Raw genomic sequence first — 25,248 nt, forward strand, 5'->3', positions numbered from 1 at the left:
TGCGTTGTGAAGCTCTGGCTTAAGGGGCGACCACAGCGTCTGACAAATAAAGGACCTGTCGGTTCCGCGCTGACCCGGGTCATCTACGCATTCAAGGATTTCCGCCTGTTGTTGATGGAATGCAATGACGCACTGTAAGATCACCTGCATTCGCATATGGGATGAAATTATTCTCAGACGGAACGTGCACTTCAATTGTCGTATTTCAAAACAAGCAGTCCTACCCCAAAATCAGAACTATGCCACAGATCGTGAAGTCGCTTGGGATCTCCGCAAAAACAGAAAGCCCCAAAACGCTACGAAGGTCTCATGTGCATCACCAAATGCGGCAATAAACTGAGGTCATGGCAACTGATCGCTGCGGGCAAGCCCAAGTGCCACACCAATGATTAACACGCCATATTTGTTGGAACGGTCAGGATGATGGCGCTGGTGAGTTTTCGGATGACGGGTTTGTCCAGCGATCGGTGAATTCAAGATTGCCCAGATTGTGCTCACGTAGCGAGCTTCGGCAAAGCGGGCTGCGGCTGCAGCATTCGATGGCCCCGCTCAAGGTCGGCTATGGGCCGTCCTCTCGAACGGCCCTTTAGTCTAGATTTTAATGGCTTCGGCGATGGCTAGGGCATCCTCAAGTTCGACGCCAAGGTATCTGACGGTACTATCCATCTTCGTGTGGCCCAGAAGGAGCTGAACAGCTCGGAGGTTGCCTGTTTTATTGTGGATCTGCGTGACTTTAGTTCTTCGCATTGAGTGTGTGCCATACAGCCATCATGGATAAGGCTCGCTCCGGACCTTTGCTGCAAAACGCATAGATGGGCAGCAAGGCGGGCGTGGAAAACTGGTGTATATTCCTTGCACGGCATCTGCATCGCGCGGCAATTTACCTATTCAGTCTGGATTTTCTCACAGTGCTACCGGGAATAAGCCGAAATCCGACATCCGTCGTGGACTTGGCTGGCTCGCCGTTGATTTGCGCCAGCACCATCTCGGCAGCGATCTGGCCGATTTTCAGATGGGGTACGGCGATAGACGTCAGCCTATAGGGTTGTATCGCTGAAATCGGTAAGTCGCCCCATCCCGCAATTCCGATGTCATCCGGGACGCTCAGACCGATTTTCTGGGCATAGTGCAGCCCGCCGATGGCCATATTGTCGTTCTGGTAGAATATAACCTCGATATCGTGGTGGGATGCAAGCAGCTGCTCGGTTCCATAAAACCCAGTGTAAAAGCCCGGCGTGTCTTTCAAAAGCAGTTGTTTTTCGAGGCGTCCGTTTGCATCCTTGATGGCTTTAGAAAAGCCATGTAGGCGTGCGGTCGCCGCGTTTGCCACGTCATGTGAGGTTCCCACATAGCCGAATTTCTGGTAGTTCATCCCGGCCAAATAGCGACCCATGCTATAACCGCTGTCAAAGTGGTTAAGCCCTACACACATATCCAAAGGGCTGGAATTGAAGTCCCAGATTTCGACCAAAGGAATACCCGCGCCTCGCAGCATTTGAATCGCTTTCTGGCTATGTGAACGCCCCGTGATGATCAGCCCGGCAGGTTGCCAAGACAGAACGGTTTCAATCCACTTCTCTTCGTGGTCCACCTCATGTTCGGTCAGTCCCAGCACTGTCTGATGCCCGAAGGCTCCCAGTTTCCGGTCGATACCTTCCAACACTTGCGCAAAGATTTCATTGCCTAATTCGGGGATGCTGACGCCGACAAATGTCGACTTTTTGTCGCCTGCAAATACGGTCGCCAAGCGATTCGGCAGGTATCCCAAACGATCAACTTCGGCCATGACTTTAGCGCGAGTCTTCTCTGAGAATCCACCTTCGTCCCGCAAAACCCGGCTAGCGGTCATCTTGGAAACGCCTGCGGCCTTGGCGACCTCAGCCAAGCTTATTTTATTGTTTTTGTTTGATTTACCGGATTCGTCACTCATTTACGTTACGGGTAACTCTTTTTTGTTGACATCTGCTGGACCTGAGAGAATGCTAGCGTAACGTTACGGGTAACTCAATACGATGTTGAGGAGCATCAGAGTTATCCAGCATTGGGAGGAGGCCGCCGTGCCCGGCACTGCGCAAAACAATCTGTTCTTCGACGGGATAAAGAAGCATTTTGGAGGCACCTATGCCTTGCGCGACGTTTCCCTGAACATTGAACGCGGTGAAATCGTGGCTTTGCTGGGTGAAAACGGGGCGGGGAAATCCACGCTGATCAAAATTCTGGGCGGCATTCACAAAGCGGATGAGGGGCGCGTTCTGATCGACGGTCACCCCTATGAACATCGCCCCGGCGGCTTTGGTGAACGTCAGTCAGTGGCTTTCATTCACCAGGATCTGGGGATGATCGAATGGATGACGGTCGCCGAAAACATTGCCCTGGCACTTGGCTATTCGCGCAAAAGCGGGCTGATCAACTGGACGTCGGTCGAAAGCTTTGCGCAGGACGCTCTGGACAAGGTTGGGTGTGACTTCGACCCGACAACGCGGGTTCAGGACCTGTCGCGCACCGAAAAGTCACTGGTCGCCATAGCGCGGGCATTGGCGGTGGATTGTGATTTTCTGGTTCTGGATGAACCCACAGCCTCGCTGCCAGCTGATGAGGTCGAACGTCTGTTCGAAGCCCTGCGTCCTTTGAAGGAACAAGGCGTTGGCATGATTTATGTCTCGCACCGTCTGGATGAGATTTTCCAGATCGCCGACCGTGTCGCGGTGCTGCGCGACGGTGAAATGGTGGGCCTGCGCAGCATCGACCATACCACCCCGGAAGAACTGGTGTATATGATCGTTGGCCGCAAAACCCGTCAGGTCAGCAAACCGGATATGCCATTGGGTGACACCATCCTGCAGGTCGAGGGCCTGAATATGGAGGCCGCCCATAACGTCAGCTTCCAGCTTCAGACGAATGAGATCGTTGGCCTGGTCGGATTGCGTGGGGCGGGGCATGAAAACGTCTCGCGCGCGTTGTTCGGGGCCGAGGTGTTTGACGGCCAGATCACTCTGCGCGGGGAACAGCCGGACTTGTCTTCGCCGCAAACGGCGATGGCCGCGGGGATTGGTCTGGTCGCCCGCGACCGGACCGAGGAATCCGTGGCCATGTCGCTGACGATACGGGAAAACACGTTCCTGAACCCGGCTGCCATCGGGCGGTCGCTGTTGTCGTTCATGAGCCACCGGGCCGAGACGCAGAGTGCCGCCAAGATCGGGGATGACGTGGCCCTGTCGCCCAATGACCAAAGCATGGCGATTGAAAGCCTGTCGGGCGGAAATCAGCAAAAGGTGGTCATTGGCCGCTGGCTGGAAACCCAGCGCAAACTGCTGATCTGCGAAGACCCGACTGCGGGCGTCGATGTTGGCGCCAAGGCGGAAATCTATGCGCTGCTGAACCGCGCAATGGCAGACGGGGTTGGGATCATCGTCGTCTCGACCGATTTCGAAGAGGTCGCCGCCATCTGCCACCGCGCCATCGTATTCAGCCAGGGACAGATCGTGCGCGAACTGTCGGGCACCGAACTGACAACCGAGAACCTTATACAGGCTGCTTCGGCCTCGAACGCCGTCGCAAGTTAGGGAAGACCACTATGCAATCGCTTGAATCCAACGCGCTGGAACCCACCAAGGCCGAGCTGAAAGACGCCTCGCTCAAAACGCGCACCCTGCGGTTTCTGCCGGTCTACGGTCTGGTTCTGCTGACCGCGTTTCTTATCAGCCTGTTCTCGATCCTGCTGCCTAATACCTTCCCGACGATGCTGAACCTGCGGGCGATCATCTCGGACAAGGCGATCATCGCGCTGTTGTCGTTGGGGGCGATGATCCCGATGGCGGCGGGGCGGATCGACCTGACGGTGGGTTATGGTATTGTGCTGTGGCACATTCTGGCGATCTCATTGCAGACCCTCTACGGCATCCCTTGGCCGATTGCTGTGGCGATTGTTCTGTCGCTGGGTCTGCTGACCGGCTTCCTGAATGGTCTGCTGGTCGAAGTCGCCAAGATCGACAGTTTTATCGCCACGCTGGGCACGGGCACGGTTCTGTATGCGCTGGCCCTGTGGCACACCGGCGGCCGTCAGATGGTGGGAGCCCTGCCGGAGAGTTTCTATGCTATCAACGGAACTTTTGTCTTCGGCCTGCCGATCACCGGGTTCTATGTGCTGGGGATCACTGTCGCGATGTGGCTGATCCTGGAATACACGCCTGTCGGTCGGTACCTCTATGCGATTGGTGCCAACCAGCGCGCGGCGCAACTGAACGGTATTCCCACGCGCAAATTCGTCATTGGAGCCTTCATGTCATCGGGCTTTATTACTGCCTTCGCCGGGGTTCTACTGGCGTCGAAACTGCGGATTGGTCAGGCTTCGGTCGGTCTTGAATTCCTGTTGCCTGCTTTGGTCGGGGCCTTTCTGGGGTCCACCACCATCAAGCCGGGACGTGTGAATGTCTGGGGAACAGTCGTGGGTGTCGCGATCCTGGCTGTCGGCATCTCGGGCATTCAACAATTCGGTGGGTCCTTCTGGGTCGAGCCGATGTTCAACGGTGTCACGCTTCTGATCGCAATCGGCATTGCCGGTTACGCCCAGCGGCGCAAGGGCGCCAATAAGTAAAAGCATAAGGGAGGAGATCATGCTGAAACGGACGTTCATGGCGGTATCCGCCGCTGCCCTTCTAACCGGTCTGGGTGTACCTGTGATGGCTGAAACAGCCTTTGACGGGCCGACCAGTGGCCCCAAGGCCGCCGAGGGCAAGTCAATCGTGGTCGTCGCCGCAGACCTGAAAAACGGCGGTATTCTGGGTGTGACCAACGGCGTGGAAGAGGCCGTGGATACCATCGGCTGGGAGGTTCGCGTGCTGGACGGCGCAGGCTCGATCCAGGGCCGTACCGGGGCGATTGGTCAGGCGCTGGCTTTGCAGCCCGACGGCGTTATCATCAATGGCTTTGACGCGGTGGAACAACAGGCCGCGCTGGAAGGTATCGTGGCTGCGGGCATTCCGATTGTCGCATGGCATTCGGGCCCCAAGATCGGCTGTGACGCGCCGGGCGGCATTTTTGCCAATGTTTCGACCGATGCGATGACTGTGTCCGAAGTGGCCGCCGAATGGGCCATGGAGGATGGCGGCGATGGTGTCGGGGCGATCATCTTCACCGACTCGACCTATCAGATCGCAATCGACAAGGCCGACCGCATCAAGGAAACTATCGAGGCAGCGGGCGGCACCGTGCTGGAATATGTTGACACGCCCATCGCCGACACCTCGGCCCGCATGGGACCGCTGACCACCAGCCTGCTGCAGAAATACGGCAATCAGTGGACGCATGCCTTGGCGATCAACGATCTGTATTTCGACTTTATGGGTCCGGCGCTGGCCGCTGCTGGCATCTCGTCCGATGACGGCCCGCAGGCGGGTTCGGCTGGCGACGGGTCAGCGGCCGCGTTCCAGCGTATCCGCAGCGGCAACTATCAGACCATCACCGTGGCCGAACCGCTGAACCTGCAGGGCTGGCAACTGGTGGATGAACTGAACCGCGCCATTCAGGGCGAACCTTGCTCAGGCTATATCACGTCGCCAGCGCTGGTGACTGAGGCCGGGCTGGCCAAGCTGGGCGACAGCAACCAGTTCGATCCCGACAGCCCATACCGCGAAGCCTATTCGAAAATCTGGGGCAAGTAAGCCCTTTGGGCGGCCCCAATAGCGGGGTCGCCATCCACAGAGATGACACAGCGCCAATTGCTAAAGCGGTCTTTCGATCGCCATGGCGGAGCTTTGCGCAGAGGAGGAAACCATGAGCGACCAGCCATTGGTTGAAATGAAAGGCATTACCAAGCGGTTCGGTGGTGTGACGGCGTTGCAGGATGTAGATCTGACCGCCTATGCCGGAGAGGTCTTGGCCATCGTCGGCGATAACGGGGCCGGAAAATCAACGCTGATCAAAATCCTGACCGGGGTACATCAACCCACCGAAGGGCGGATATTGCTCGACGGCAAACCGCTGGAAATGTCCAGCCATTCGGATGCGATCGCCAATGGGATTGACGCGGTTTACCAGACACTTGCGCTGGCTGATCATTTATCGCCCGCCGCCAATATGTTTCTGGGCAATGAGTTGATCACGCGCTTTATAGGCATGCCGTTTCTGGACAATAAACGCATGAAAACCGAAGCCGCACGCGTGCTTGAGGAAAGACTGGGCGTACGTCTGCGGTCTATGGATGTGATGACCGAAAGCCTGTCGGGGGGGCAGCGTCAGGCGGTGGCAATATCGCGCGCCGTTTACCATGACGATCTGCGCCTGTTGGTAATGGATGAACCCACTGCGGCACTGGGTCCGCAGGAAACCGCGCGCACCCTGAAACTGATCAAATCGCTGCGCGAGCAGGGACTGGCGGTGATCCTGATCTCGCATTCCTTGGATGACGTGTTCGAAGTGTCCGACCGCATCCATGTGCAGCGCCGTGGTCGCGCCGTTGGTGTGGTCAAAACTGCCGAAAGTTCGGTGCAAGATGTTCTGGGCCTCATCGTGGGTGCCCAGGATGCGGCTGCGTGAGGAGAGTACCGATGTCTGCAACAACCACGCATCCCGAAAAAACGATCATGGACCGGCTGGAACCCTATCTGGCCTTTATCGGCCCCATGGTGATGATCCTCGCGATCCTGATCTTCATGGGGATTGCCGAACCCGCGCGGTATTTCCGCCTGACGAACGTCAACCTGATCCTACTGGATGCGGCACTTTATATGCCGATGGCCATGGCGATGACTTTTGTCATCACTCAGCGCGGGATTGACCTGTCCATTGGCTCGGTTGCGGCCCTGTCGGCCATTCTGATGGCGTTTCTGGTCAAGCAATACGGCTTTCCCGCATGGATCGCCGTTCCGATGGCTATTCTGATGGGCGCGATTATGGGCCTGATCAATGGTCTGGTGATCACCCGGTTCAAAGTACCGGACCTGATCGGAACGCTGGCCATGGACCTCGTCTATCGCGGCCTGGCGCTGGTTATCGCCAAAGGTCTGGTATTGGCCCGGTTCCCTGACCTGATCACCGAGATCGGTCGCGGCCAAATCCCTGGCTTCATCCCGGTCCCCGTCGTGTTGGGCCTGATCACCATGGCCGTTGGTTACGTGGTGCTGACCCGCACCTATTTCGGGCGCTACACCATCGCCATCGGCTCAAACCCCGAGGCCAGCGAGATGACCGGCGTCGCGGTCGACCGCCATAAAATCTATGCCTATGTGCTGATGGGCGCGGCGGCGGCACTTGCGGGTGTGATGCTGACCGGCAAGCTGAATGCCATTCAGGCAACCTCGGCCCCGTATTTCAACCTGCACGTCATCGCGGCGGTGGTTGTGGGCGGCACGTCCCTGTTCGGCGGACGCGCGTCGATGATCGGATCTCTGGCCGGGGTGCTGCTGCTGTCGATGATGATCAACGCGCTGGTGACCCTGCGGATTGAATTCTTCTGGCAATCCGTCGCCTCGGGCGTTGTGATCGTCAGCTCGGTCGCACTCTACACCTGGATGCAAAAGAAAGACCGGGATGGTGCGCATGGCCTGCTGGCGGGTTTGCGCAGCAAAGAGGCGCAGAAACTCATCCGCTTCTCTGCTGCTCTGATCGGCGTCCTGATCCTGTTGCTGGCCCTTGGGGCGGGACTGGCAACCGAGCCTTCGCCAAGCGGTTAAGGCAAGCAAAGGTGGTGCGCCCGGAGGTAGGAGTCCCGGCGCACCTGCAAGACCCCACAATGTTCGCGAAAGGGAGGACTTACCGTGAAACAATTGAACAAAGCACTGCTGACGACAAGCGCATTTTGCCTTTGTGCCGCCGCGGCTTTTGCCGAAGGCAATCTGCCGCTGCGAGAACTGCCAGGCATCGCCGATCGGGACTACTGGGTCCCCGGTGAGGTCAATGCAGAGGGCAAGCTTGAGGCTTTGCAGGCGACCACCGGTGCCGCCGCAGTGCCCTATGCTGGTGCACAAGACGGCCCGCTGCAGATCGCATTGATCTACCCGTCGGCGGACACCTCGGATTTCTGGGCGCGCAACTATCTGGCGATGACGAAACGGCTGGATGAGCTAGGGATCGAATACGAAACCACAGAATTCGCCAGCCGTCAGATCGAGCACAGCCTGCAATCGACCTATGCCAATCAGGTGGTTCAGGATGCGGATCTGTATGACTTTGTGATCTTCGGGCCTTCAGAGCTGGCGATTCAGGCGGACAATATCGACAAGATGGCGGGCAATGACGGCTTTGCCACCTTTGTTTGGGCCTTTCACACGCCGCCCAAGGACCTGACCAACCAGCCCGATGCGTGGTTTGACTTCAGTTCCGCCGCCGGAGCCCTGACCATGTGCGACTACATGCTGGAACGTCTGGGTAACGATGTGACCATGGCAATGAACCGGGGTATTCCGGGCATCACCGATGATCAGCGCTCGGGCGATTTCAAGGCCTGTGTCGAAGAAAAAGGCAACTGGAACACCGTCTACGAACACTATGGTGAGTACCAGCGCGAAGGCGGTTTTGAAGGCACCAGCCTGATCCTGCAGGCGTACCCTGAGGCCACGATCATCCACAACGCCAACACTGCGATGGCCATGGGCTCGGTCGAGGCACAGGTTGCAGTGGGCAAAGAGAAAGACGTGTTCTCAACCGGTTGGGGCGGAACAGGTCTTGAGCTGGACGCCATTCGCCGCGGAGAGCTGGACGCCACACCGATGCGCATGGGTGACGATGTGGGCGCAGCGACCGCCGAAGCGATCAAAGCGCATCTCGAAGGGCGTCAGGACGAACTGCCCTTTGTCTTCCTTGGCCGCATCACCGTTGCCCATGATCAGATGAGCGCCGATGAGCTGAACGCGCTGGAACAGGAAGCTTTCCGTTTCTCGGGCGTGGGTGCCTTGGAACGGTAAGCAATTGGTCTGAGGCCGACCCCGCCCGGTCGGCCTCAAATGATCGAACAGACCCAAGAAGGAGGGATATTGCATGGCGCAATCCATGATGTTGATAGAAAAATGCAGCCATTGCGTAAGCTGGTACGACATTGAGTCCGGCGCCCTGCAGGGACGTCTGAATTTGCCGCATTTTCCTCATGAATTCGTAGTCGATGATGATTTTCACTATGCCTATGTCGGCCACTACGGCGTGCAGAATTCGGGCATTGATGGCACCGATGGCCGCTCAGTCATCGTGATCGACATCCGCAAGCAGGAAATCGTGCATACCTATGATCTGGGCGAGCACGCGCGTCCACATGGTATCGGACTGGACGGGCAGGGGCGCCTATATGTGCTGTCGGAATGGACAGGGCATCTGCTGGTCAAAGAAAACCCGCGGGCCTTCGATCAGGGGTGGGACCACATCACGCCCACGGGGGGCACGAAGTGCCATCTGTTCGCGCTGACCAAAGATGGACAAACGGCCTATTCGATGAACCTGACCTCGGGCGATGTGACGGTGTTCAATCCCTATGATGCGTCGGTTGCGCCGATCTCGATCAAGACCGGGAAAAAACCCGAGGGGCGGTGTCTGCGCGAAGACGCGCACAGGCTGTATACATCGCAACGTATCTCGAACACGGTCGCGGTGATAAACACCGACACGCTTGAGATCGAGCGCAGCTTTCCAACCCCAGACGACCCCTGCCGCATCTATTATGACGAAAAGCGCAATCGTTTGGTCACCATGAACCACTTCGGTGGTTCGTTCTCGGTCTTTGATGAAGCAACGGGTGAGATGTTGCACGAACAGAAAACCCCTGCAAACCCTCTGGCGCTGTGCATCGATGACGAAGCGGCATTTGCCTATATCGCCATCGATCGCGAACAGGTGCAGCGGTTTAACCTGGATACGTTCGAAGTGGTGCAAACCTTTGACACTGGGAAGGAACCGGACGTGATGGTCATCCTGCCCGACGGATTTTCAAAACACTGGGAGAATGTCGCATGACCAAACCCCGTATCGCCATCGTCCCGGGCGACCCGTCCGGCATAGGCCCGGAGCTGATCGCTAAGCTGCTCAATCAGGACGGCGTGCAAGAGGCTGCCGATATTGTGTTGGTGGGTGACAGCCATCTCTGGCAGCGTGGCGCTGAACAGGCCGAATTGGATGTGCCTTTGAACACGGTGGCCGAGGTGGCAGATCAACCTGGCCTGGCCCACCTGAACCTGGAAACTATCGCGCCCGAAGACATAAAGATTGCCGAGGTCACGGTCGAAGGGGGCACCACGTCCTTGCGCTGTTTAGACAAGGCGATGGATCTGGCGATGGCCGGGCAAGTGGATGGCATTCTCTTTGGCCCGTTCAACAAGGCCGCGATGACCGCCGCTGGGCTAAATGCCGACGACGAACACCGCTATATGGCGCGCTACATGGGGCATACTGGCTATCACTCGGAACTGAATGTTCTGGAAGAGCTGATGACCACCCGCGTGACCTCTCATATCGGGCTCAAGGATGTGGCGGCCAATATCACCGAAGAGGGGATATTGAAGGCGGTCAACTTGGCCAATGATACGCTGCGCAAGGCTGGCAAGGCGCGCCCGAATATCGCGGTGGCGGCTTTGAACCCGCATGCGGGCGACAATGGCAAGTTTGGCCGGGAAGAGATCGACATTCTGGAGCCTGCCGTACGCAAAGCACAGAAAAAACAAGTGAATGTCACGGGCCCTTGGCCCTCGGATACCGTGTTCCTCAAGGCGCAGCGGGGCGAGGTCGATGCGGTCGTGACCATGTATCACGACCAGGGCCAGATCGCGATCAAGTTGATGGGGTTTGAGCGCGGTGTGACCGTGGCAGGTGGGTTGCCCATCCCGGTCGCCACCCCGGCGCATGGTACTGCCTTTGATATCGCTGGACAGAACAAGGCCAATCCGGGCGCAACGCGGCAGGCATTCGACCTGCTGGTGCGTATGGCCAAAACGCATCGCGCCGAACGCGGCGCCGACTGAGAGGACCAAGATGACCAAGATCAAATCCGTACGCGCTCGCGTCTGGAACTGGACCGGGCCGACCGTGCCCCCCGCCGGCAATTTCTGCACAAACGCCTCGGATGCGCTGTATGAAAAGGGCGACGCCATGTCGTCTTTCCGGTTCCACCAATGGCTGACCTGCGAGATCGAAACCGAAGACGGCACCATTGGCATCGGCAACGCAGCCCTTGCGCCGTCGGTGGTCAAAGCCGCGATTGACGAATGGTTCGCTCCGCTGGTGATCGGCGAGGATCCGTTCGACTATGCTTATCTGTGGGAAAAGATGTACCGCCGCAGCCATGCCTGGGGGCGCAAAGGGATCGGGATGATCGCGATCTCGGCCGTTGATCTGGCGATCTGGGACCTGATGGGTAAGCTGACGGGCAAGCCCGTGTTCAAACTGCTGGGCGGACGCACCAAAGAGAAAATCCCTGTCTATTATTCCAAGCTTTATTCTGGCCCTATCGGCGTGATGCAGGCCGAAGCCGCCGAGGCGCAAAAGAACGGCTATTCCGCCTATAAAATGCGGTTCGGTTGGGGGCCAAAAGACGGCATGGCGGGGATGCGCGAAAACCTCAAACGGGTTGAGGCCGTGCGCGAGGTCATCGGCTATGACGTTGATCTGATGGTCGAATGTTACATGGGTTGGAATCTCGATTACACCAAGCGGATGTTGCCCAAACTGGTCAAATTTGAGCCCCGCTGGTTGGAAGAGCCCGTGATCGCCGATGATGTTGAAGGCTATCGCGAACTGAACGCGATGAACATCATCCCGATCTCAGGAGGGGAGCATGAATTCTCGATCATCGGGTGCAAGGACCTGATCGAGAAAAAGGCCGTCAGCGTTCTGCAATATGACACCAACCGCGTGGGCGGTATCACAGCCGCGCAGAAGATCAACGCGATTGCCGAGGCACATCAAATCCCGGTCATCCCGCATGCGGGGCAGATGCACAATTACCACCTGACCATGGCAAACGCCAATTGCATGATCAGCGAATACTTCCCCGTCTTCGATGTCGAGGTCGGCAATGAGTTGTTCTACTACATCTTCGAGGGCGACCCCGAAGCTGTGGATGGCTTCCTTGATCTGGACGACAATAAACCGGGTCTGGGGATCGAGATTACAGACAAATACCTCGAACACTTTGAAATAACGGAGTAACCCATGATCTATTCAGGTATCTGGCCCGTTGCGCCGACACCTTTTCATGACGACGGCACGCTCGATCTTGAAGGGATGAAACGCGTTCTTGATTGTCTGATTGATCAGGGGGCGGACGGCATTTGCATTCTGGCCAATTATTCAGAGCAATTCCTGATCTCGGATGGGGAACGTGCGACCCTTGCACGCCTAAGCATGGAACATATTGCAGGCCGTGTACCGGTGATCGTCACGATCAGCCATTTTGCCACCCAGCTCGCTGTGGAACGTGCAAAATTTGCCAAGGAACTGGGTGCGGATATCGTCATGATGATGCCGCCCTATCATGGTGCTTTGCTGAAAGGGAATGGACAGCAGACTTATGACCAGTTTGCCGCCGTAGGCGAGGTCGGTATTCCGATCATGGTGCAGGATGCGCCTTTGTCGGGTGTTGATCTACCGGTGCCTCTGCTGGTGCGCATGGCGCAAGAGATCGAGATGGTGAAGCTGTTCAAGATCGAATGCCCGCGCGCCGCCAACAAGCTGCGGGCGCTGATTGCCGAAGGGCGTGACGCGATTGAGGCCCCCTTTGATGGCGAGGAGGGTATCACCCTGCTGGCCGATCTGGATGCTGGGGCCACAGGGTCGATGACCTCGGGCATGATCGTGGACCAGATCAAGCCGGTCATCACCCATCATCACGCAGGGCGCATCGACGAGGCGACCGCTGCCTATGGCCGGGTTGCGATGGTGATCAATCACGAAAACAGGCAATGCGGATGGCAGGCCTGCAAGGTTGCGATGGTCGAAGGGGGCGTGATGCGGTCCGAGTTCTGCCGCCACCCAATTGGTCCGCTGGAACCGGCCATTCGTGCTCGTCTGATAGACCTTTTGAAACCGCTGGACCCACTGGTCCTGAGATGGGGAAAATAACATGATCCTTGGACAAAACCTGATTGATGGCACTTGGGTCGGCTCTGACATGCTGCGCGCATCTGATGACCTTGAGGGCCAAAACTTTGCACAGGCAACCGCTGCGCAAGTGGACCAAGCCTGCCGCGCGGCACGTCGCGATTTTCGTACCTATTCGGGCACATCACGGGCCGATCGCGCAGCATTCCTGCGCACGATTGCGGACCAGATGGATGTATTGGGCGATGAAATCACCCAAACCGGAATGCGTGAGACCGGCCTGGCCGAAGCCCGTCTGGTTGGTGAACGCGGCCGCACAACGGGTCAATTGCGCATGTTTGCCGATTTGATCGAAGAGCCCGGGTATCTCGATATCCGTAAAGTTGGCGCGCTCCCTGATCGGACGCCACTCCCCCGTCCTGATCTGCGCCTGACGCACAAAGCCATCGGCCCCGTGGCCGTCTTTGGTGCGTCGAATTTCCCGCTCGCCTTTTCAACGGCGGGCGGGGATACCGCCTCGGCCCTCGCCGCCGGGTGCCCCGTGATTGTCAAGGGTCACAGTGCCCATGCGGGCACCGCTGAACTGGTCGCACAAGCCATTGCCAAAGCCATCGGGATTTGCGGTATGCCCACGGGCACGTTCCAGATCGTTCAGGGATCGGGGCGCGAGGTCGGCTCGGCCCTCGTGCAGCATCCCGAGATCACGGCCGTCGGCTTCACCGGATCGCTGGCCGGGGGACGGGCGCTGTATGATCTGTGCCATGCCCGCCCGCAGCCGATCCCGTTTTATGGTGAACTGGGTTCGGTCAACCCGATGTTCTGCCTGCCCGACGCCATCGGCGCACGCGCGGCTGAGATTGGCGCGGGTTGGGCTGCATCCCTCACAATGGGCGCGGGGCAGTTCTGCACCAATCCCGGCGTCGCGGTTATGGTCAAAGGCCCCGATGCTGATGCGCTGGAAAGCGCGTGCGTGGCGGCCCTGAATGACACAGCGGAACAGAAGATGCTGACCGATGGCATCCACGATGCCTATGAACAGGGCGTCCGCGACTTCCGCGCATTGATGACCGAGGTTACGTCCTGCAGCGCCGCAACCGGTAAACGCGCCGCCATGCCTGCGCTGTTCACGGTCAGTGCGGCCGAGTGGATGGCAAGTCCCAAGCTGCAGCACGAAGTCTTTGGCGCAGCGGGCATCCTTGTGCGCTGTGACGACGCCGAGCAGATGAAAGCTCTGGCCGAAGGGCTGGAAGGGCAATTGACCCTCACACTGCACATGGATGACGGTGATACACCGCTGGCGCAAGACCTGATGCCGGTTCTTGAAGAGAAAGCCGGGCGCTTGCTGGTCAACGGATTCCCGACGGGGGTCGAGGTCTGTTCGGCCATGATGCATGGTGGACCGTATCCGGCCAGTACGGATGTACGGGCCACGTCTGTTGGGACGTTGGGCATCGCCCGATGGCTGCGCCCGGTCAGCTATCAGAACATGCCGGATGCGTTGTTGCCCGACGAACTAAGGGGCTGAGAGGTCATCCACCCTTGGGGCGAACTGAAAAAAGGAGCGAATGAATGTACGGCGTTTTGGAGGGCACCGGCTTTGAAGTCATAGAAAAAGAATTTGAAGCCTGTTTCATTGGCCATGCCCGGGTCGAGCGTTTATGGACCGGCGCGCGTTGGTCCGAAGGTCCGGTCTGGTTCGCTGCCGGGCGCTATTTGGTGTGGTCGGATATTCCCAACAACCGCCTCATGCGCTGGGATGACACGGACGGCTCGGTTTCCGTATTCCGTCAACCGTCAAACAACGCCAACGGCAACACGGTGGACCGGCAGGGGCGGCTGGTGTCCTGCGAGCATCTGACCCGCCGGGTGACACGAACCGAACATGACGGCTCGATCACCGTTTTGGCCGGCGCATGGCAAGGCAAACGCCTGAATTCGCCCAATGATGTTGTGGTCAAATCCGATGGCTCGGTCTGGTTTACCGATCCGTCTTATGGGATCATGATGGACTATGAAGGCGACCGCGCCGAAAGCGAGATCGGGGCTTGCCATGTGTACCGCATCGATCCGGCGTCGGGCGAGGTAACGGCGGTTGCAACCGACTTTGTGAAACCGAACGGCTTGGCGTTTTCCCCGGATGAGAGCACTCTTTATATTTCCGACACAGGCATAACCCATGACCCCGATGGCCCGGCGCACATACGTAGGTTCAGTGTCTCAGATGACGGAAAAACTCTGACGGGGGGCGAGGTCTTTGCCAATTGCTCGGCGGGATTGTTCGACGGTTTCCGACCGGATTTGGACGGTCGTATTTGGAGTTCTGCTGCTGACGGAATTCACTGCATCAATCCGCAAGGGGATTTAATTGGCAAAGTGCATATACCCGAGATGGTTGGAAATGTGTGTTTTGGAGGGGTCAAACTGAACCGGCTGTTCGCGGCGGGAACCAGTAGCCTCTATGCGGTCTACCTGAATGTAAACGGTGTTTCATCGGTTTGATTTACTTGCTAACTGGTGTTGCAGGCAGCAGAGACACCTGTGAAATCTGGCGCTCGTCCCAAGCTAGTGGTTTTGGAATAGGTTGCGACACAAGCCTATTGAAAGGTCGACGTTTCCTTAACAGCGCTAGGTCGCGGTGGTTTTCGGCCAATTCAAGTCGAACACGGATCGCCCAGACATGCTTTGGCTTCAGCGGTCGTTTCTGACCCCACGATGCGGCCCTTGTTCCATGCGGGGCGAAGTGCGCGAATGGCTGGTAGGTTTGGTGTTTCCATGACTGATCCTCCGATCCGCCATGCCCTCCCAACACGACAACCCGACGTTGACGAGGCACCATATCACGGGATTGCTGCGCTGCCTCTGAGGTCTGGAAGGAGCCCTTTCTGTTCGATGCTGCACTTTGCTCAAATGTCGGCTGTTTTCGCAGTGCCGATTTCATCCTATTCAGTTTCGCAGACGGCTGTTGCGAAACCAATGTTCACCTAACTAGGGCCGTCGTACTACGGAAGATGCCGCAAACGGGCGTCAACTTGATGCCATTTCTCAAAACCTTGACGAGCCCGCGCAATAAATCTGATCTGTGGATTGCCAAATTGGTCTCACACACAGCGTTTCAAGCACGATCAACTGAAAGGGACCAAGAAATGAAAAAGACACTGATCACATCCGCCGCCGCTTTCGCCATTGTTCTGAGTGCTGGAATGTCCATGGCCGGTCCGTTGCGTGACCACGGCTCGGGCGGGAATGTACGTGATGTTCGCTCGACGGTTTCGCAAGCATTCAACCATTCCGACAAGATGGCCAAGACCCACCAGAGCACTAACATGGCTGACCGTCGCTTTGATGTAACGTCGACGCAGGATCTGAGCCAAACGAACCTATCCTCAACCCAAGAGCAGAGCACGTATGGCACGAACTGGAACTCGGAATTACCCAATGTTGTCGGCATCACGATTGCGGGCGATGATGGTAGCTACACTTGGGTTATTGGTAAAACGGATGACAACCTGCAACCTACGCCGCACTGGAAATACTACCGATAGCATTACGCTGATCTGAGCAGACTTTCCCAGAGAAATCCGACCTGCCATCAATTAACATCGTGCCCCGGATATTATTCCGGGTCCCGACTGGAACGGCCTCTCTGTGAGGCCGGTTCAGCACATTGTCCATACGACCATAGGGCGCGGAAATCGCTTTTGCGCCAGGTCATATTATAGGCTGGCATAGCGCATTTATCGCGGTTGCGAGCATCGTTTTTCACCTGTTCAGCTCGGCGAGCGGTTGTCGCGAAGCCTATGCCTACCTTGCAGTCAACGCCCTACCAGATATTGCTCTGTAGGCGGGTGCTAATTTGATGATTTTCCTTAAAACCTTGACGTGTCCGCGCAATAAGTCTGAGCCGCAGATTGCCATGTTTAGTGCAAACACAGCGAACTGAACACGCTTAGTTGGAAGGTGCGAAACGATGAAAAAGGTATTAATTGCATCCGTCACTGCACTAGCCATTGCTATGAGTGCTGGAACGACCATGGCCGGTCCGTTTCATGGCCATGACCAGCTCGGGTTTGCTCAGGATGTTCGCTCCGCTGTTTCGCAAGCACGTAACCACGCTGGTACAAAAAATGTCGGTGATCGCGGTTTTTCGACAAACAGCGATGAACGTCAATATGAGACAGATTTTCCTGTGGGAGAGGTTGCAGACGGACAGCTGTTCGGCGGATTGGAAATTGGCATCAACCACCTGTCATCAGGCGTCAGCAGCCGCATTGCTAGCGCTGATATCTCGGCCGATGGCTACGATGCAACTCTTAGCGCACTTTGGGTTGCGGACAATCAGTTCTATATTGACGGGCAGCTCCGCTTTGGGAATTTCGACGGCAGCATAGGTCTGAACGGTCGGAACACTGTGGACGTCGACGGCAATGGGTATGAGTTATCTGTTGAAATTGGCAAGTCGTTCGGGATGCCAAATGAATGGACGCTCATCCCGCAAGTGCAGGCCATGTACAGCGATATCAACATGGAAAATGTCCCGGATCGGGGCGGGATTGGTCAAATCGGATCCCTGGTGGACGGTGACACGTTGATGGCTCGAGTCGGACTACGTGCCGAACATACCTTTGCAAACAATTCGATGCTGTATGGTCAAATCGACGTCTATCATGCGTTCGACAATGAAGCCTCGGTGATGGTCGGTCAAAATACAGTCTCGATCGAGCCAGGTCAGAACACAACGGCTCTGACCATAGGTGGCGATATCCCCCTCTCAGATCACGCGCTGCTCTATGCCGAGATCTCCAGTGAAACCGATTTGGGAAACAGCTCGGGCGACCAGGACTTCAGCTGGAACATCGGCTTTGAGGTCCAGTTCTAAGGCGTCTCGTCTTTGATCTGAATCGAAATGGGGATCAGGCGAGAATTTGATGTCTTTTCGCAAAACCTTGACCTGCCAGCGCAATCAATCCGAGCCGCAGATTGCCAGATTGATTGCGCACACAGCGTGACAAGCACGCTCAACAGAAAAGGAACCGGAAAATGAAGAAAGTAATGATCACAACCGCGACTGCATTCGCCCTTGTTCTGAGTGCCGGAATGTCCATCGCCCACCCGACTATCGGCCATGGAGCATTTGACGGCGATGGTTTGCCTCATCCCGATCTGGAGGCCCAATTCGAGTCAAACCGAGCAGTTAATGTTGAGCTTCCCATCGCCGGGCTGGATGGCGCAGGCCAGTATGCAGTCAAAGGTGACCCTCAGGCGGCCATCAACAAGGAGTTTGAACCGGGTCTTGTGGGCCAATGCAGCGAGCTTCCCCCTATCGGCAGCCACCACCATAAATACTCTCCGTGCGGAGGCTGATCGAACGAAGCTTTTGATCATTCATCTAACTGAAAGGAGCTAAAAAATGAAAAAGACACTGATTGCATCCGCTACCGCATTCGCCGTTATTCTGAGTGTTGGAATGTCCATGGCGGGGCCGTTGGGTGGCCACGGCCAACGTTCTCATGCACATGATGTTCGTTCGGCAGTTTCACAAACCCGCACCCACGCTGATACAAAACCCAAATATCATCAAACCATCAAAAAACCTGCCCGCGGCTATGGTTCGACCTCACAAAACTCGGTTGATGAAAACTGCGTTGATGCCTGCACTGATGCTTTGTTGTAAGCGCTCTGAGTCTGTTCCAGCGGATGCTTGAAGTTGCGTTCAATCAACAAGCATCCGCGAGCCACCGCAAAACTCTGCGATTAGATAAGAACCCAGAGATGTCTCGGGGGCATCTAATTTGGGGCTCAGGAATTGACCGGCCCGCAGCGTTAGCGGGTTTGCAGATTTTGAGATCACGCTATCCAGCTCGAACACTGCCTGGGGATTGACCTGTCCAGGTCTTGTAGGCATTGGTAAACGCAGCCTGATCAGAGTACCCGAGTGCAAATGCGATCTCGGAAAGGCTGAGTTTAGGGTCATCAAGATACTGCTCTGCCAGCCTGTGTCGTGTTTCCTTTAACAGCTGTTTGTAGGTCGTGCCTTCTTTTGCAAGCTTGCGCCCAAGTGTACTGACACTCATTCCAAGCGTGTTTGCAATTTCATCTTGTGTCGGTGAACTAAAAGACAGTCGCGACGTAATCTCGCCCTGCACCAGAGAGCTTGTTTCACCGATGGCAGCGGGCAAGTCCTTCATCAAGTTTTGCACATGCGTTTCAAGGTGCAACAGCAATGCGGGGTCCGTATCTTTAATCGGAATGTCCATCACTGCTTTGTCAAACAGGATACCTGGAACGCGTTGGCCCTGCCTGACCTTGACCGACAAAACATCGGAGATCTGAGAGTGCTTTTCTTCGGTCAATTCATGCGGAAACCGGATCTCCAGGACAGGCAGAGGCGCCTCGGCTGCAATTTGAAAACTGGTCAAGAATGCGGAAATCCGAAACTCGTTATGAGCTCCATCAGCACGTATCAACCGGGCTGCGGAATCTATCTCCAAAAACATGCCGCGCTCATCTTCATAGAACGACAATTTCGCAAAACCCCGAGCCAATCGAGCATAGGTCACAGCCATCTCGATTGCCTCGCCAACGGTCGGCGAGTTCAAAACGACATAGCTGAGAAGGGTTGTTTTTCTGGGGTTAAAGGTTTTTCCCGCCGAGATCGCAAACAGGGGGTCTCCGGTCTCTTCAATGGCAAGTTCCAAAAGGCGGAGCTCATTGCGGACATCGACAAAGTTGGGCGGTGTTTCGTGAAGATCAACGGGCAGATTGGCCGATCTCAGCAGCGCAACAATATCTGAGCCGCGGTTGTCCAGAAACCTGGCGATGTGATGCACCCCAAAACCCGGAACACTCCAGAACTGGCTATCTGCATTCACTTGGTTCTGTTTCATACCGCAATGTCGCCCGAGACTGATGCGCCCTTTGAAATCCGGGCTTTTTGTTTCGCACAACAATAAGCACGGTGACAAAGCCATGCCAAGCAGCATCCACGCGACTTGATGAAAATTGCCAAAACCTGAGCTCTTCTCACAATCCGCGAAGATGATCCCGCTGGCCTCGGCGGAACAACATTGGCAACAACTGTAGACTTCAAGTGCAACAATGCGGGTGTTATTCGCCTTGTCGAACCGTCCGGCCCTAGCGTTCCGTGTGGGGCTGGTTTCTAGGCTCAGGACTCATTGATTGATCCAGAATATGATTATTGCGGCGATGCAGATAGCTGAGAAGGAGGTGTGGGCGCAGCGGTCATAGCGGGCTACGACCCTGCGCCAACCTTTGATCTTGGCGAACAGGTTCTCTACCTTGTGAGGTTGTTTGTATATTGTTTTACAGCAGCTTGCGGGATGCTTCCGCTTTGCTCTTGGAGGAATGCACGGGATGATCCCGCACTCTTTCAAGGCCGAGCGATAGGCATCACTGTCGTATCCTTTGTCACCGATCAGTTCTGAGGCGTCTGGCAGATCAGGCAGGAGGGTTCGATCCCATTGACCTTGGAGTGCTCGAGTAACTGTACTAGTGCAGATGGAGACGGATATGCCTCAGCAATGAGATCGTCGGTGTAAACTAGATTTTGAGCAATCCACGTGTTGCACGTTCGACGAGAGATGGTGGCTTCAGAGCGCTCTGCACCCTGGCCTGAGACCCGACGTCGATCAAGAGTACGCGCTTCTCATGAAAGAGGAACCCTGCGGCCAGTGCCAGGGTTGTCGAAGCGCGACCAGCGCCGCCGATGCTTGCGTATCGAGTAATGATCTGCATCGGTTCGCGCTCAAAAAGATACGATTAGTCCGCAGACGATATGCCGTCATTTGAAGTGCTTTGCAAGTGTGGCTGAGCAATCAGAGATAAGTGCATTCGGGCTTCGTGTCCGAACCTTGAGAAAGGAGAAATGCCTTTGTCAAGAAAGCTTTGCATACTTGGTGGATTTAGATCGAACCTATATCGGTGGAATTGAGCGTGGTGAGAGACATCCTGGACTGAAGACAATTATCAAGATTGCCGACGGCTTGAACGTGCGAACGGTTCAACTTTTTCAAGCGGATTAGTCGTGCACTCGCCAAAGCTATCCGTGAATTTCGAGTAACGGTCGCGCCTATTTAACATAAGTTGGCTTATGACGCTAAAAACACTTAAACAGCGGTACCATCACTGTTGAAAACATGGATATTTTGCCTGGCAATATGTAATCCCAGCCTGTCGCCTGGCTTGGCGGGTATATTCCCATGCTTGCGCACCATAAGGGGGCCAATCCCTTCCGCTTTTACATAGATGTTCGTGTCAGATCCGAGATGTTCGACTACGTCGGCTATCGCAACAATGTCCCCTGCACCGGGATCAACTACGTCCAGATGTTCCGGCCGGATACCCAGTTCGGTCGCGTCCGCGATCGAGGCGCGGTGCGGCAGGTCGAGCTTTACACCGCTTTGCATGATGATACCCGTCTCTGTTCCTGACACGGGCAGAACGTTCATCGTCGGTGAGCCGATGAATTGCGCCACAAATTTGTTGGCGGGCTTCTCATAAAGCTCCAGCGGGCTGCCGACTTGTTGCACGACACCAGCGTTCAGAACAACGATCCGGTCGGCTAAGGTCAGCGCCTCGACCTGATCGTGGGTGACATAGATCATCGTGGCACCCAAACGCTGATGCAGATGGGCGATTTCCAGACGCATTTCCACCCTAAGCGCGGCATCCAGGTTCGACAGTGGTTCATCAAAAAGAAACGCGCGGGGCTGGCGCACGATGGCGCGCCCCATGGCGACACGCTGGCGTTGGCCGCCAGACAGAGCTTTGGGTAGGCGGTCGGTCAGGTGTTTCAGACCCAGAGTTTCAGCCGCCTTTGCGACTTTCGACATACGCTGATCTTTCGGATCACGGCGAATTTCCATCGAAAACCCCATGTTCCGTTCAACATCCATATGCGGATAAAGCGCATAAGACTGAAACACCATCGCAATGTCCCGCTCGCGCGGGCGCAGGTCGTTCATGCGGGCCCCATCGATCAGGAAATCACCGTTGGTGATGGGCTCAAGCCCCGCAATCATGCGCAGCAGGGTGGACTTGCCACAGCCAGATGGGCCCACAAGCACTACGAACTCGCCATCCTGAATGTCGAGATTGACGTCGCGCAGAACTTCGACCGAGCCGTAACTCTTGCTGACGTCGCGCAGTTCGATTCGTGCCATCGCGGCCTCCTATCCTTTGACCGCGCCAGAGGTGAGCCCCTGCACGAGATAGCGTTGAATGAAGATGAAGAACAAACAGCTGGGGATCAGTGCCAGCACGCCCGCTGCCATCATCTGCCCCCAATCGACCGAGAATTTGGACACGAAGGTCAGCAGCCCGACCGGGAAGGTCATCGCGTCATTCTTCGAGATCAGCATGAGCGCGAACAGCAGCTCCGACCACGCGGCGGTAAACACAAAGCCCAGCGTTGCGCCCAACCCCGGCAGGGTCAGCGGGAATACCACCAGCCGCAGCGCCTGAAAGCGCGAACAACCGTCCATCATCGCCGCGTCCTCTAGATCGGTCGGGATGCCGTCAAAGAAGGACTGCATCAGGAAAGTGGCGAAGGGGATGTTGAAGGCGGTGTAGACGATGATCAGGCTGGTCAGCGAATTGAGCAGGCCCAGATCAGCGACGATCTTGTAGATCGGCGCGATGATCATCAGCAGCGGGAACATCTGGGTGATCAACATCACCGCAATGATGATCCGCTTGCCCGCAAACACAAAGCGCGAGAACGCGTAGCCTGCGCCTGCGGCGATCAGCGTTGTAACAAAGGCCGTGCCCAGCGAAACGATCAGCGAGTTCCGGAAATAGGCCAGAAAATCGGTCTGGAACAGAACGGTCGAGAAGTTCTCGAACGTCGCGGCACTTGGGAACATGCGCGTGCCTTCGGAAAAGATCAGCGCATCCGGCGTGATCGCGATCTTGACCAGCCAATATAGCGGGAACAGCGCAAAGAGCAGATAGAACGCAAGTGCGGCGTATTTGCCGACGATCAGGGCCGGGTTGCGACGTATTGCGGACATCAGATCTTCACCAGCTTTTTGCGCAGCCACAGCAGGATCACCGCATAGATCAGCAGGATGAACAGCAACGCCACGGCGATGGTCGAGGCATAGCCAAAGTCCAGTTTCCGGAAGGCGGTGGTGAAGATGTAGGTCGACAGGATTTGCGTCGAATTGGCGGGGCCTCCGCCGGTCATGACAAAGATCAGATCGGCGAAATTGGCGATCCAGATGGTGCGTAGCATCACCGTGATGGCGATCATCGGGGCCAGAAACGGAAGGGTGATCTTGGTGAAAATCTGCCAAGGCGAAGCGCCGTCGATCTCGGCGGCCTCATAGAGTTCGGACGGAATGGATTGTAATGCGGCAAGCAGGGTAATGGCGAAGAAGGGTACTCCAAACCAGATATTCGCTGTGATCGGGCCCCACATGGCGAGGTTCGGATCGCCGAGGATGTTAAAGGGTTCTGATAAAACACCCAAGGCTGCCAGCCAGTGGGGCAGCGGGCCAATGACCGGGTTGAATAGCCACGCCCATGTCAGGGCCGATAGGAAAGTGGGGACGGCCCAAGGTAGAAAGACCAACGCCTGAAACAGACGTTTGCCGAAGAAGTCCGTGTTCAGCAACATGGCCAGACCAAGGCCCAACAGAAACTGAAAGGTGATGGACCAAAAGGTCCAGAAAAACGTGTTTTCAAGGGCGATCCAGAATTTTCGATCTCCCCAAAGGTCGAAATAGTTCTCAAACCCGACCCAGCCGGTTTTGAACGGGTTCAGCAATTCGATGGATTGGAACGAATAGGAAATGCCAATGATCAGAGGCACCATCATGACGGCTCCGATCAAGATCAGTGCCGGGGACAGGTAGAAAAACGGCTCGACCAAATATTGCAGGTAGAGCGAACGTCGCGCCCGGGTTGACCCGGGCACAACAGTTTTTTGCAGACGCGCGGTCATTGACCGGCTTTCCACTTCGCGTATTCGTCGGTCAGCATCTCGGCCCACTCATCCGCAACCTCTTGTGCGGTGCGTTGACCCAGCAAGGCCTCCTGAGAGGATTCCAGCAGGACGGTGCTGGCGAAGTAACCCCATTGCTCCAGATAGGTCGGCATGGTGGTGGGCTCGTACTGCGCACCATTCAGTTCCTCGAACCAGCCTTTGAACTGCTCGGTCTTGAAGTGCGGGTCCTGATCCGCGCCTTTGTGGATCGGGATAACTCCCACGCGCTTGGCCCATGTGGCGTTGGCCTCGGGCGCGGACAGGGCCGCGACCAAATCAAACGCTTCTTTCTCATGCTCGGTGGCCTTGAACACGGACCAGCCGGCGAAACCGATGGTCGGGAAGGCTTTGCCGGATGGCCCGACAGGCATCGGGATCACCGCGAAATCCTCGGCAGGCATCCGTTCGGCAATTGCGATCAATGCGTCCGGGTCCTGATCAAGGAAAGCGCAGGTGCCGGAATAGAACCCGGCCACGATCTCATTAAAGCCCCAGCTGACGCTGTCCTTGGGGGCATAGCCCTTTTGGTACAAGTCGATCATGAACTGAAGACCCTCGACCGAGCCCGGCTCATTGATGCGGCTTTTGCCGTCTTCTGTGAAGAACTCGTTGGTGCCGTTCATCACCGCGCTGAACATGATCCAGCCGTTTGTGCCACCGGGACCGCCGCGCAGGCAGTAACCATATTTGCCGTCCAGTTCGGACACGGCAGCCGAGGCGGCCATGAACTCTTCCATCGTGCCCGGAGGGCTGTCGACACCCGCCTCGGCCAGCAGTTTCTTGTTGTAGAACATGGCCCGCAGGTAAAAGCCGTAGGGGATCATATAGAGGTCCCCGGCCTGCGACCCCATCGCCACGGTCTTGTCGGTCAGCGTGCCGCCATGTTCCCAATCAGCCACATAATCCTTGAGGCTGACCAACTGGTCCGACCCGGCATACAGCGCCTGCCATGTGTCAGGCATTTCGACCACATCGGGGATGTCGCCACCGGCAACCATCGTGGCCAGCTTTTCAAACGCGCTGCCCCATGGCAGGGATACGATCTCGACGGTGACGCCTTCGTTTGCGGCTTCGAAATTGTCTACGAGGCCCTGCAACACTTCGGTGCGTTCGGGGCTGGTGATCACCTCGACCAGCTTCAGCTTGGTCTCGGCATAGGCCGCCGACCCCATCAGGGTGGCTGCCAGAGTGATCCCTGTCAGTAATCGTTTCATTCTTTGTCTTCCTCC

24 protein-coding genes and 2 pseudogenes are annotated in these 25,248 nt (G+C 56.5%); 17 read left to right on the forward strand and 9 right to left on the reverse strand.

Annotated features, from left to right (window positions below; genetic code table 11):
• Window positions 1-591: 591 nt before the first annotated feature.
• Window positions 592-762, reverse strand: a pseudogene (locus ACR0J1_RS15720) (integrase); the annotation flags it as partial.
• 118 nt (window positions 763-880) lie between these two features.
• A complete protein-coding gene (locus ACR0J1_RS15725) occupies window positions 881-1,930 on the reverse strand; it encodes a LacI family DNA-binding transcriptional regulator (RefSeq protein ID WP_480734342.1) in 1,050 nt (349 codons plus the stop codon).
• Window positions 1,931-2,057: 127 nt separating this feature from the next.
• Between ACR0J1_RS15725 and ACR0J1_RS15730 the strand changes: the two genes are divergently transcribed.
• From ACR0J1_RS15730 to ACR0J1_RS15785, 12 genes are all read left to right on the forward strand, one after another.
• A complete protein-coding gene (locus ACR0J1_RS15730; protein WP_480734341.1) occupies window positions 2,058-3,563 on the forward strand; it encodes a sugar ABC transporter ATP-binding protein in 1,506 nt (501 codons plus the stop codon).
• Window positions 3,564-3,574: 11 nt separating this feature from the next.
• On the forward strand, window positions 3,575-4,594 hold the full coding sequence (locus tag ACR0J1_RS15735; RefSeq protein ID WP_480734340.1) for an ABC transporter permease: 1,020 nt from the start codon (window positions 3,575-3,577) through the stop codon (window positions 4,592-4,594).
• 19 nt (window positions 4,595-4,613) lie between these two features.
• Complete coding sequence (locus tag ACR0J1_RS15740) at window positions 4,614-5,660, forward strand: substrate-binding domain-containing protein (RefSeq protein ID WP_480734339.1); 1,047 nt, start codon at window positions 4,614-4,616, stop codon at window positions 5,658-5,660.
• Window positions 5,661-5,772: 112 nt separating this feature from the next.
• On the forward strand, window positions 5,773-6,534 hold the full coding sequence (locus ACR0J1_RS15745; protein WP_480734337.1) for an ATP-binding cassette domain-containing protein: 762 nt from the start codon (window positions 5,773-5,775) through the stop codon (window positions 6,532-6,534).
• Window positions 6,535-6,545: 11 nt separating this feature from the next.
• Window positions 6,546-7,670, forward strand: coding sequence for an ABC transporter permease (locus ACR0J1_RS15750; RefSeq protein ID WP_480734336.1), 1,125 nt, complete (start codon window positions 6,546-6,548; stop codon window positions 7,668-7,670).
• An 84-nt stretch (window positions 7,671-7,754) separates the two neighbouring features.
• Window positions 7,755-8,900 (forward strand): substrate-binding domain-containing protein, encoded by a 1,146-nt coding sequence (locus ACR0J1_RS15755; protein WP_480734335.1) that lies wholly within the window; start codon window positions 7,755-7,757, stop codon window positions 8,898-8,900.
• Window positions 8,901-8,973: 73 nt separating this feature from the next.
• The gene (locus ACR0J1_RS15760; RefSeq protein WP_480734334.1) at window positions 8,974-9,936 is read left to right on the forward strand and encodes a YncE family protein; all 963 of its coding nucleotides are present in this window, start codon (window positions 8,974-8,976) and stop codon (window positions 9,934-9,936) included.
• Window positions 9,933-10,937, forward strand: coding sequence for a 4-hydroxythreonine-4-phosphate dehydrogenase PdxA (locus ACR0J1_RS15765; RefSeq protein ID WP_480734333.1), 1,005 nt, complete (start codon window positions 9,933-9,935; stop codon window positions 10,935-10,937). The genes ACR0J1_RS15760 and ACR0J1_RS15765 overlap by 4 nt, the downstream gene beginning before the upstream one ends.
• A 10-nt stretch (window positions 10,938-10,947) precedes the next feature.
• A complete protein-coding gene (locus ACR0J1_RS15770; protein WP_480734332.1) occupies window positions 10,948-12,123 on the forward strand; it encodes an L-rhamnonate dehydratase in 1,176 nt (391 codons plus the stop codon).
• A 3-nt stretch (window positions 12,124-12,126) separates the two neighbouring features.
• Window positions 12,127-13,035, forward strand: coding sequence for a dihydrodipicolinate synthase family protein (locus ACR0J1_RS15775; protein ID WP_480734331.1), 909 nt, complete (start codon window positions 12,127-12,129; stop codon window positions 13,033-13,035).
• A 1-nt stretch (window position 13,036) separates the two neighbouring features.
• Window positions 13,037-14,539: an aldehyde dehydrogenase (NADP(+)) gene (locus ACR0J1_RS15780; RefSeq protein WP_480734330.1), complete on the forward strand. Its 1,503-nt coding sequence runs from the start codon at window positions 13,037-13,039 to the stop codon at window positions 14,537-14,539.
• Between the two features lie 44 nt (window positions 14,540-14,583).
• Window positions 14,584-15,513, forward strand: a complete 930-nt coding sequence (locus ACR0J1_RS15785; protein WP_480734329.1) for an SMP-30/gluconolactonase/LRE family protein — start codon at window positions 14,584-14,586, stop codon at window positions 15,511-15,513.
• Between the two features lie 121 nt (window positions 15,514-15,634).
• Here ACR0J1_RS15785 and ACR0J1_RS15790 read toward each other — a convergent pair.
• A pseudogene (locus ACR0J1_RS15790) lies at window positions 15,635-15,788 on the reverse strand (integrase); the annotation flags it as partial.
• Window positions 15,789-16,157: 369 nt separating this feature from the next.
• Between ACR0J1_RS15790 and ACR0J1_RS15795 the strand changes: the two are divergent.
• The 4 genes from ACR0J1_RS15795 to ACR0J1_RS15810 all read left to right on the forward strand — a co-directional run bounded on the left by ACR0J1_RS15795 (window position 16,158) and on the right by ACR0J1_RS15810 (window position 18,685).
• On the forward strand, window positions 16,158-16,556 hold the full coding sequence (locus ACR0J1_RS15795; protein WP_480734328.1) for a hypothetical protein: 399 nt from the start codon (window positions 16,158-16,160) through the stop codon (window positions 16,554-16,556).
• A 425-nt stretch (window positions 16,557-16,981) separates the two neighbouring features.
• Window positions 16,982-17,890 (forward strand): autotransporter domain-containing protein, encoded by a 909-nt coding sequence (locus tag ACR0J1_RS15800; RefSeq protein ID WP_480734327.1) that lies wholly within the window; start codon window positions 16,982-16,984, stop codon window positions 17,888-17,890.
• Between the two features lie 161 nt (window positions 17,891-18,051).
• Window positions 18,052-18,375, forward strand: coding sequence for a hypothetical protein (locus ACR0J1_RS15805; RefSeq protein ID WP_480734545.1), 324 nt, complete (start codon window positions 18,052-18,054; stop codon window positions 18,373-18,375).
• A 46-nt stretch (window positions 18,376-18,421) separates the two neighbouring features.
• Entirely contained in the window at window positions 18,422-18,685 is a 264-nt protein-coding gene (locus tag ACR0J1_RS15810) for a hypothetical protein (RefSeq protein ID WP_480734365.1), read from the forward strand.
• 178 nt (window positions 18,686-18,863) lie between these two features.
• Here ACR0J1_RS15810 and ACR0J1_RS15815 read toward each other — a convergent pair whose 3' ends face one another.
• Both ACR0J1_RS15815 and ACR0J1_RS15820 read right to left on the reverse strand, forming a co-directional pair.
• A complete protein-coding gene (locus ACR0J1_RS15815) occupies window positions 18,864-19,994 on the reverse strand; it encodes an AraC family transcriptional regulator (RefSeq protein ID WP_480734543.1) in 1,131 nt (376 codons plus the stop codon).
• Window positions 19,995-20,183: 189 nt separating this feature from the next.
• Window positions 20,184-20,543, reverse strand: coding sequence for a transposase (locus ACR0J1_RS15820; protein WP_480734663.1), 360 nt, complete (start codon window positions 20,541-20,543; stop codon window positions 20,184-20,186).
• A gap of 291 nt (window positions 20,544-20,834) precedes the next feature.
• Between ACR0J1_RS15820 and ACR0J1_RS15825 the strand changes: the two genes are divergently transcribed.
• On the forward strand, window positions 20,835-21,053 hold the full coding sequence (locus ACR0J1_RS15825; RefSeq protein WP_480734363.1) for a helix-turn-helix domain-containing protein: 219 nt from the start codon (window positions 20,835-20,837) through the stop codon (window positions 21,051-21,053).
• 84 nt (window positions 21,054-21,137) lie between these two features.
• Here ACR0J1_RS15825 and ACR0J1_RS15830 read toward each other — a convergent pair whose 3' ends face one another.
• The 4 genes from ACR0J1_RS15830 to ACR0J1_RS15845 are packed head-to-tail and all read right to left on the reverse strand — an operon-like array spanning window position 21,138 to window position 25,233.
• Complete coding sequence (locus tag ACR0J1_RS15830) at window positions 21,138-22,193, reverse strand: ABC transporter ATP-binding protein (protein WP_480734362.1); 1,056 nt, start codon at window positions 22,191-22,193, stop codon at window positions 21,138-21,140.
• Window positions 22,194-22,202: 9 nt separating this feature from the next.
• Window positions 22,203-23,042, reverse strand: coding sequence for a carbohydrate ABC transporter permease (locus tag ACR0J1_RS15835; RefSeq protein WP_480734361.1), 840 nt, complete (start codon window positions 23,040-23,042; stop codon window positions 22,203-22,205).
• Complete coding sequence (locus ACR0J1_RS15840) at window positions 23,042-23,977, reverse strand: carbohydrate ABC transporter permease (protein ID WP_480734360.1); 936 nt, start codon at window positions 23,975-23,977, stop codon at window positions 23,042-23,044. Before ACR0J1_RS15840 ends, ACR0J1_RS15835 begins: the two co-directional genes overlap by 1 nt.
• Window positions 23,974-25,233 carry an ABC transporter substrate-binding protein gene (locus tag ACR0J1_RS15845; protein ID WP_480734359.1) on the reverse strand — a complete coding sequence of 420 codons (1,260 nt, stop codon included), beginning with the start codon at window positions 25,231-25,233 and terminating at the stop codon, window positions 23,974-23,976. The genes ACR0J1_RS15840 and ACR0J1_RS15845 overlap by 4 nt, the downstream gene beginning before the upstream one ends.
• Window positions 25,234-25,248: the final 15 nt, after the last annotated feature.

This window comes from Ruegeria sp. CJ3 (assembly GCF_056536725.1).

Bases quoted from the DNA above. Each gene is read 5' to 3' on its own strand.
- ACR0J1_RS15795 (WP_480734328.1), top strand. From the start codon at position 16,158: ATGAAAAAGACACTGATCACATCCGCCGCCGCTTTCGCCATTGTTCTG.
- ACR0J1_RS15735 (WP_480734340.1), top strand. From the start codon at position 3,575: ATGCAATCGCTTGAATCCAACGCGCTGGAACCCACCAAGGCCGAGCTG.
- ACR0J1_RS15780 (WP_480734330.1), top strand. From the start codon at position 13,037: ATGATCCTTGGACAAAACCTGATTGATGGCACTTGGGTCGGCTCTGAC.
- ACR0J1_RS15775 (WP_480734331.1), top strand. From the start codon at position 12,127: ATGATCTATTCAGGTATCTGGCCCGTTGCGCCGACACCTTTTCATGAC.
- ACR0J1_RS15800 (WP_480734327.1), top strand. From the start codon at position 16,982: ATGAAAAAGGTATTAATTGCATCCGTCACTGCACTAGCCATTGCTATG.
- ACR0J1_RS15745 (WP_480734337.1), top strand. From the start codon at position 5,773: ATGAGCGACCAGCCATTGGTTGAAATGAAAGGCATTACCAAGCGGTTC.
- ACR0J1_RS15810 (WP_480734365.1), top strand. From the start codon at position 18,422: ATGAAAAAGACACTGATTGCATCCGCTACCGCATTCGCCGTTATTCTG.
- ACR0J1_RS15815 (WP_480734543.1), bottom strand. From the start codon at position 19,994: ATGCTGCTTGGCATGGCTTTGTCACCGTGCTTATTGTTGTGCGAAACA.
- ACR0J1_RS15740 (WP_480734339.1), top strand. From the start codon at position 4,614: ATGCTGAAACGGACGTTCATGGCGGTATCCGCCGCTGCCCTTCTAACC.
- ACR0J1_RS15840 (WP_480734360.1), bottom strand. From the start codon at position 23,977: ATGACCGCGCGTCTGCAAAAAACTGTTGTGCCCGGGTCAACCCGGGCG.
- ACR0J1_RS15785 (WP_480734329.1), top strand. From the start codon at position 14,584: ATGTACGGCGTTTTGGAGGGCACCGGCTTTGAAGTCATAGAAAAAGAA.
- ACR0J1_RS15845 (WP_480734359.1), bottom strand. From the start codon at position 25,233: ATGAAACGATTACTGACAGGGATCACTCTGGCAGCCACCCTGATGGGG.
- ACR0J1_RS15750 (WP_480734336.1), top strand. From the start codon at position 6,546: ATGTCTGCAACAACCACGCATCCCGAAAAAACGATCATGGACCGGCTG.
- ACR0J1_RS15765 (WP_480734333.1), top strand. From the start codon at position 9,933: ATGACCAAACCCCGTATCGCCATCGTCCCGGGCGACCCGTCCGGCATA.
- ACR0J1_RS15835 (WP_480734361.1), bottom strand. From the start codon at position 23,042: ATGTCCGCAATACGTCGCAACCCGGCCCTGATCGTCGGCAAATACGCC.
- ACR0J1_RS15725 (WP_480734342.1), bottom strand. From the start codon at position 1,930: ATGAGTGACGAATCCGGTAAATCAAACAAAAACAATAAAATAAGCTTG.
- ACR0J1_RS15805 (WP_480734545.1), top strand. From the start codon at position 18,052: ATGAAGAAAGTAATGATCACAACCGCGACTGCATTCGCCCTTGTTCTG.
- ACR0J1_RS15830 (WP_480734362.1), bottom strand. From the start codon at position 22,193: ATGGCACGAATCGAACTGCGCGACGTCAGCAAGAGTTACGGCTCGGTC.
- ACR0J1_RS15760 (WP_480734334.1), top strand. From the start codon at position 8,974: ATGGCGCAATCCATGATGTTGATAGAAAAATGCAGCCATTGCGTAAGC.
- ACR0J1_RS15770 (WP_480734332.1), top strand. From the start codon at position 10,948: ATGACCAAGATCAAATCCGTACGCGCTCGCGTCTGGAACTGGACCGGG.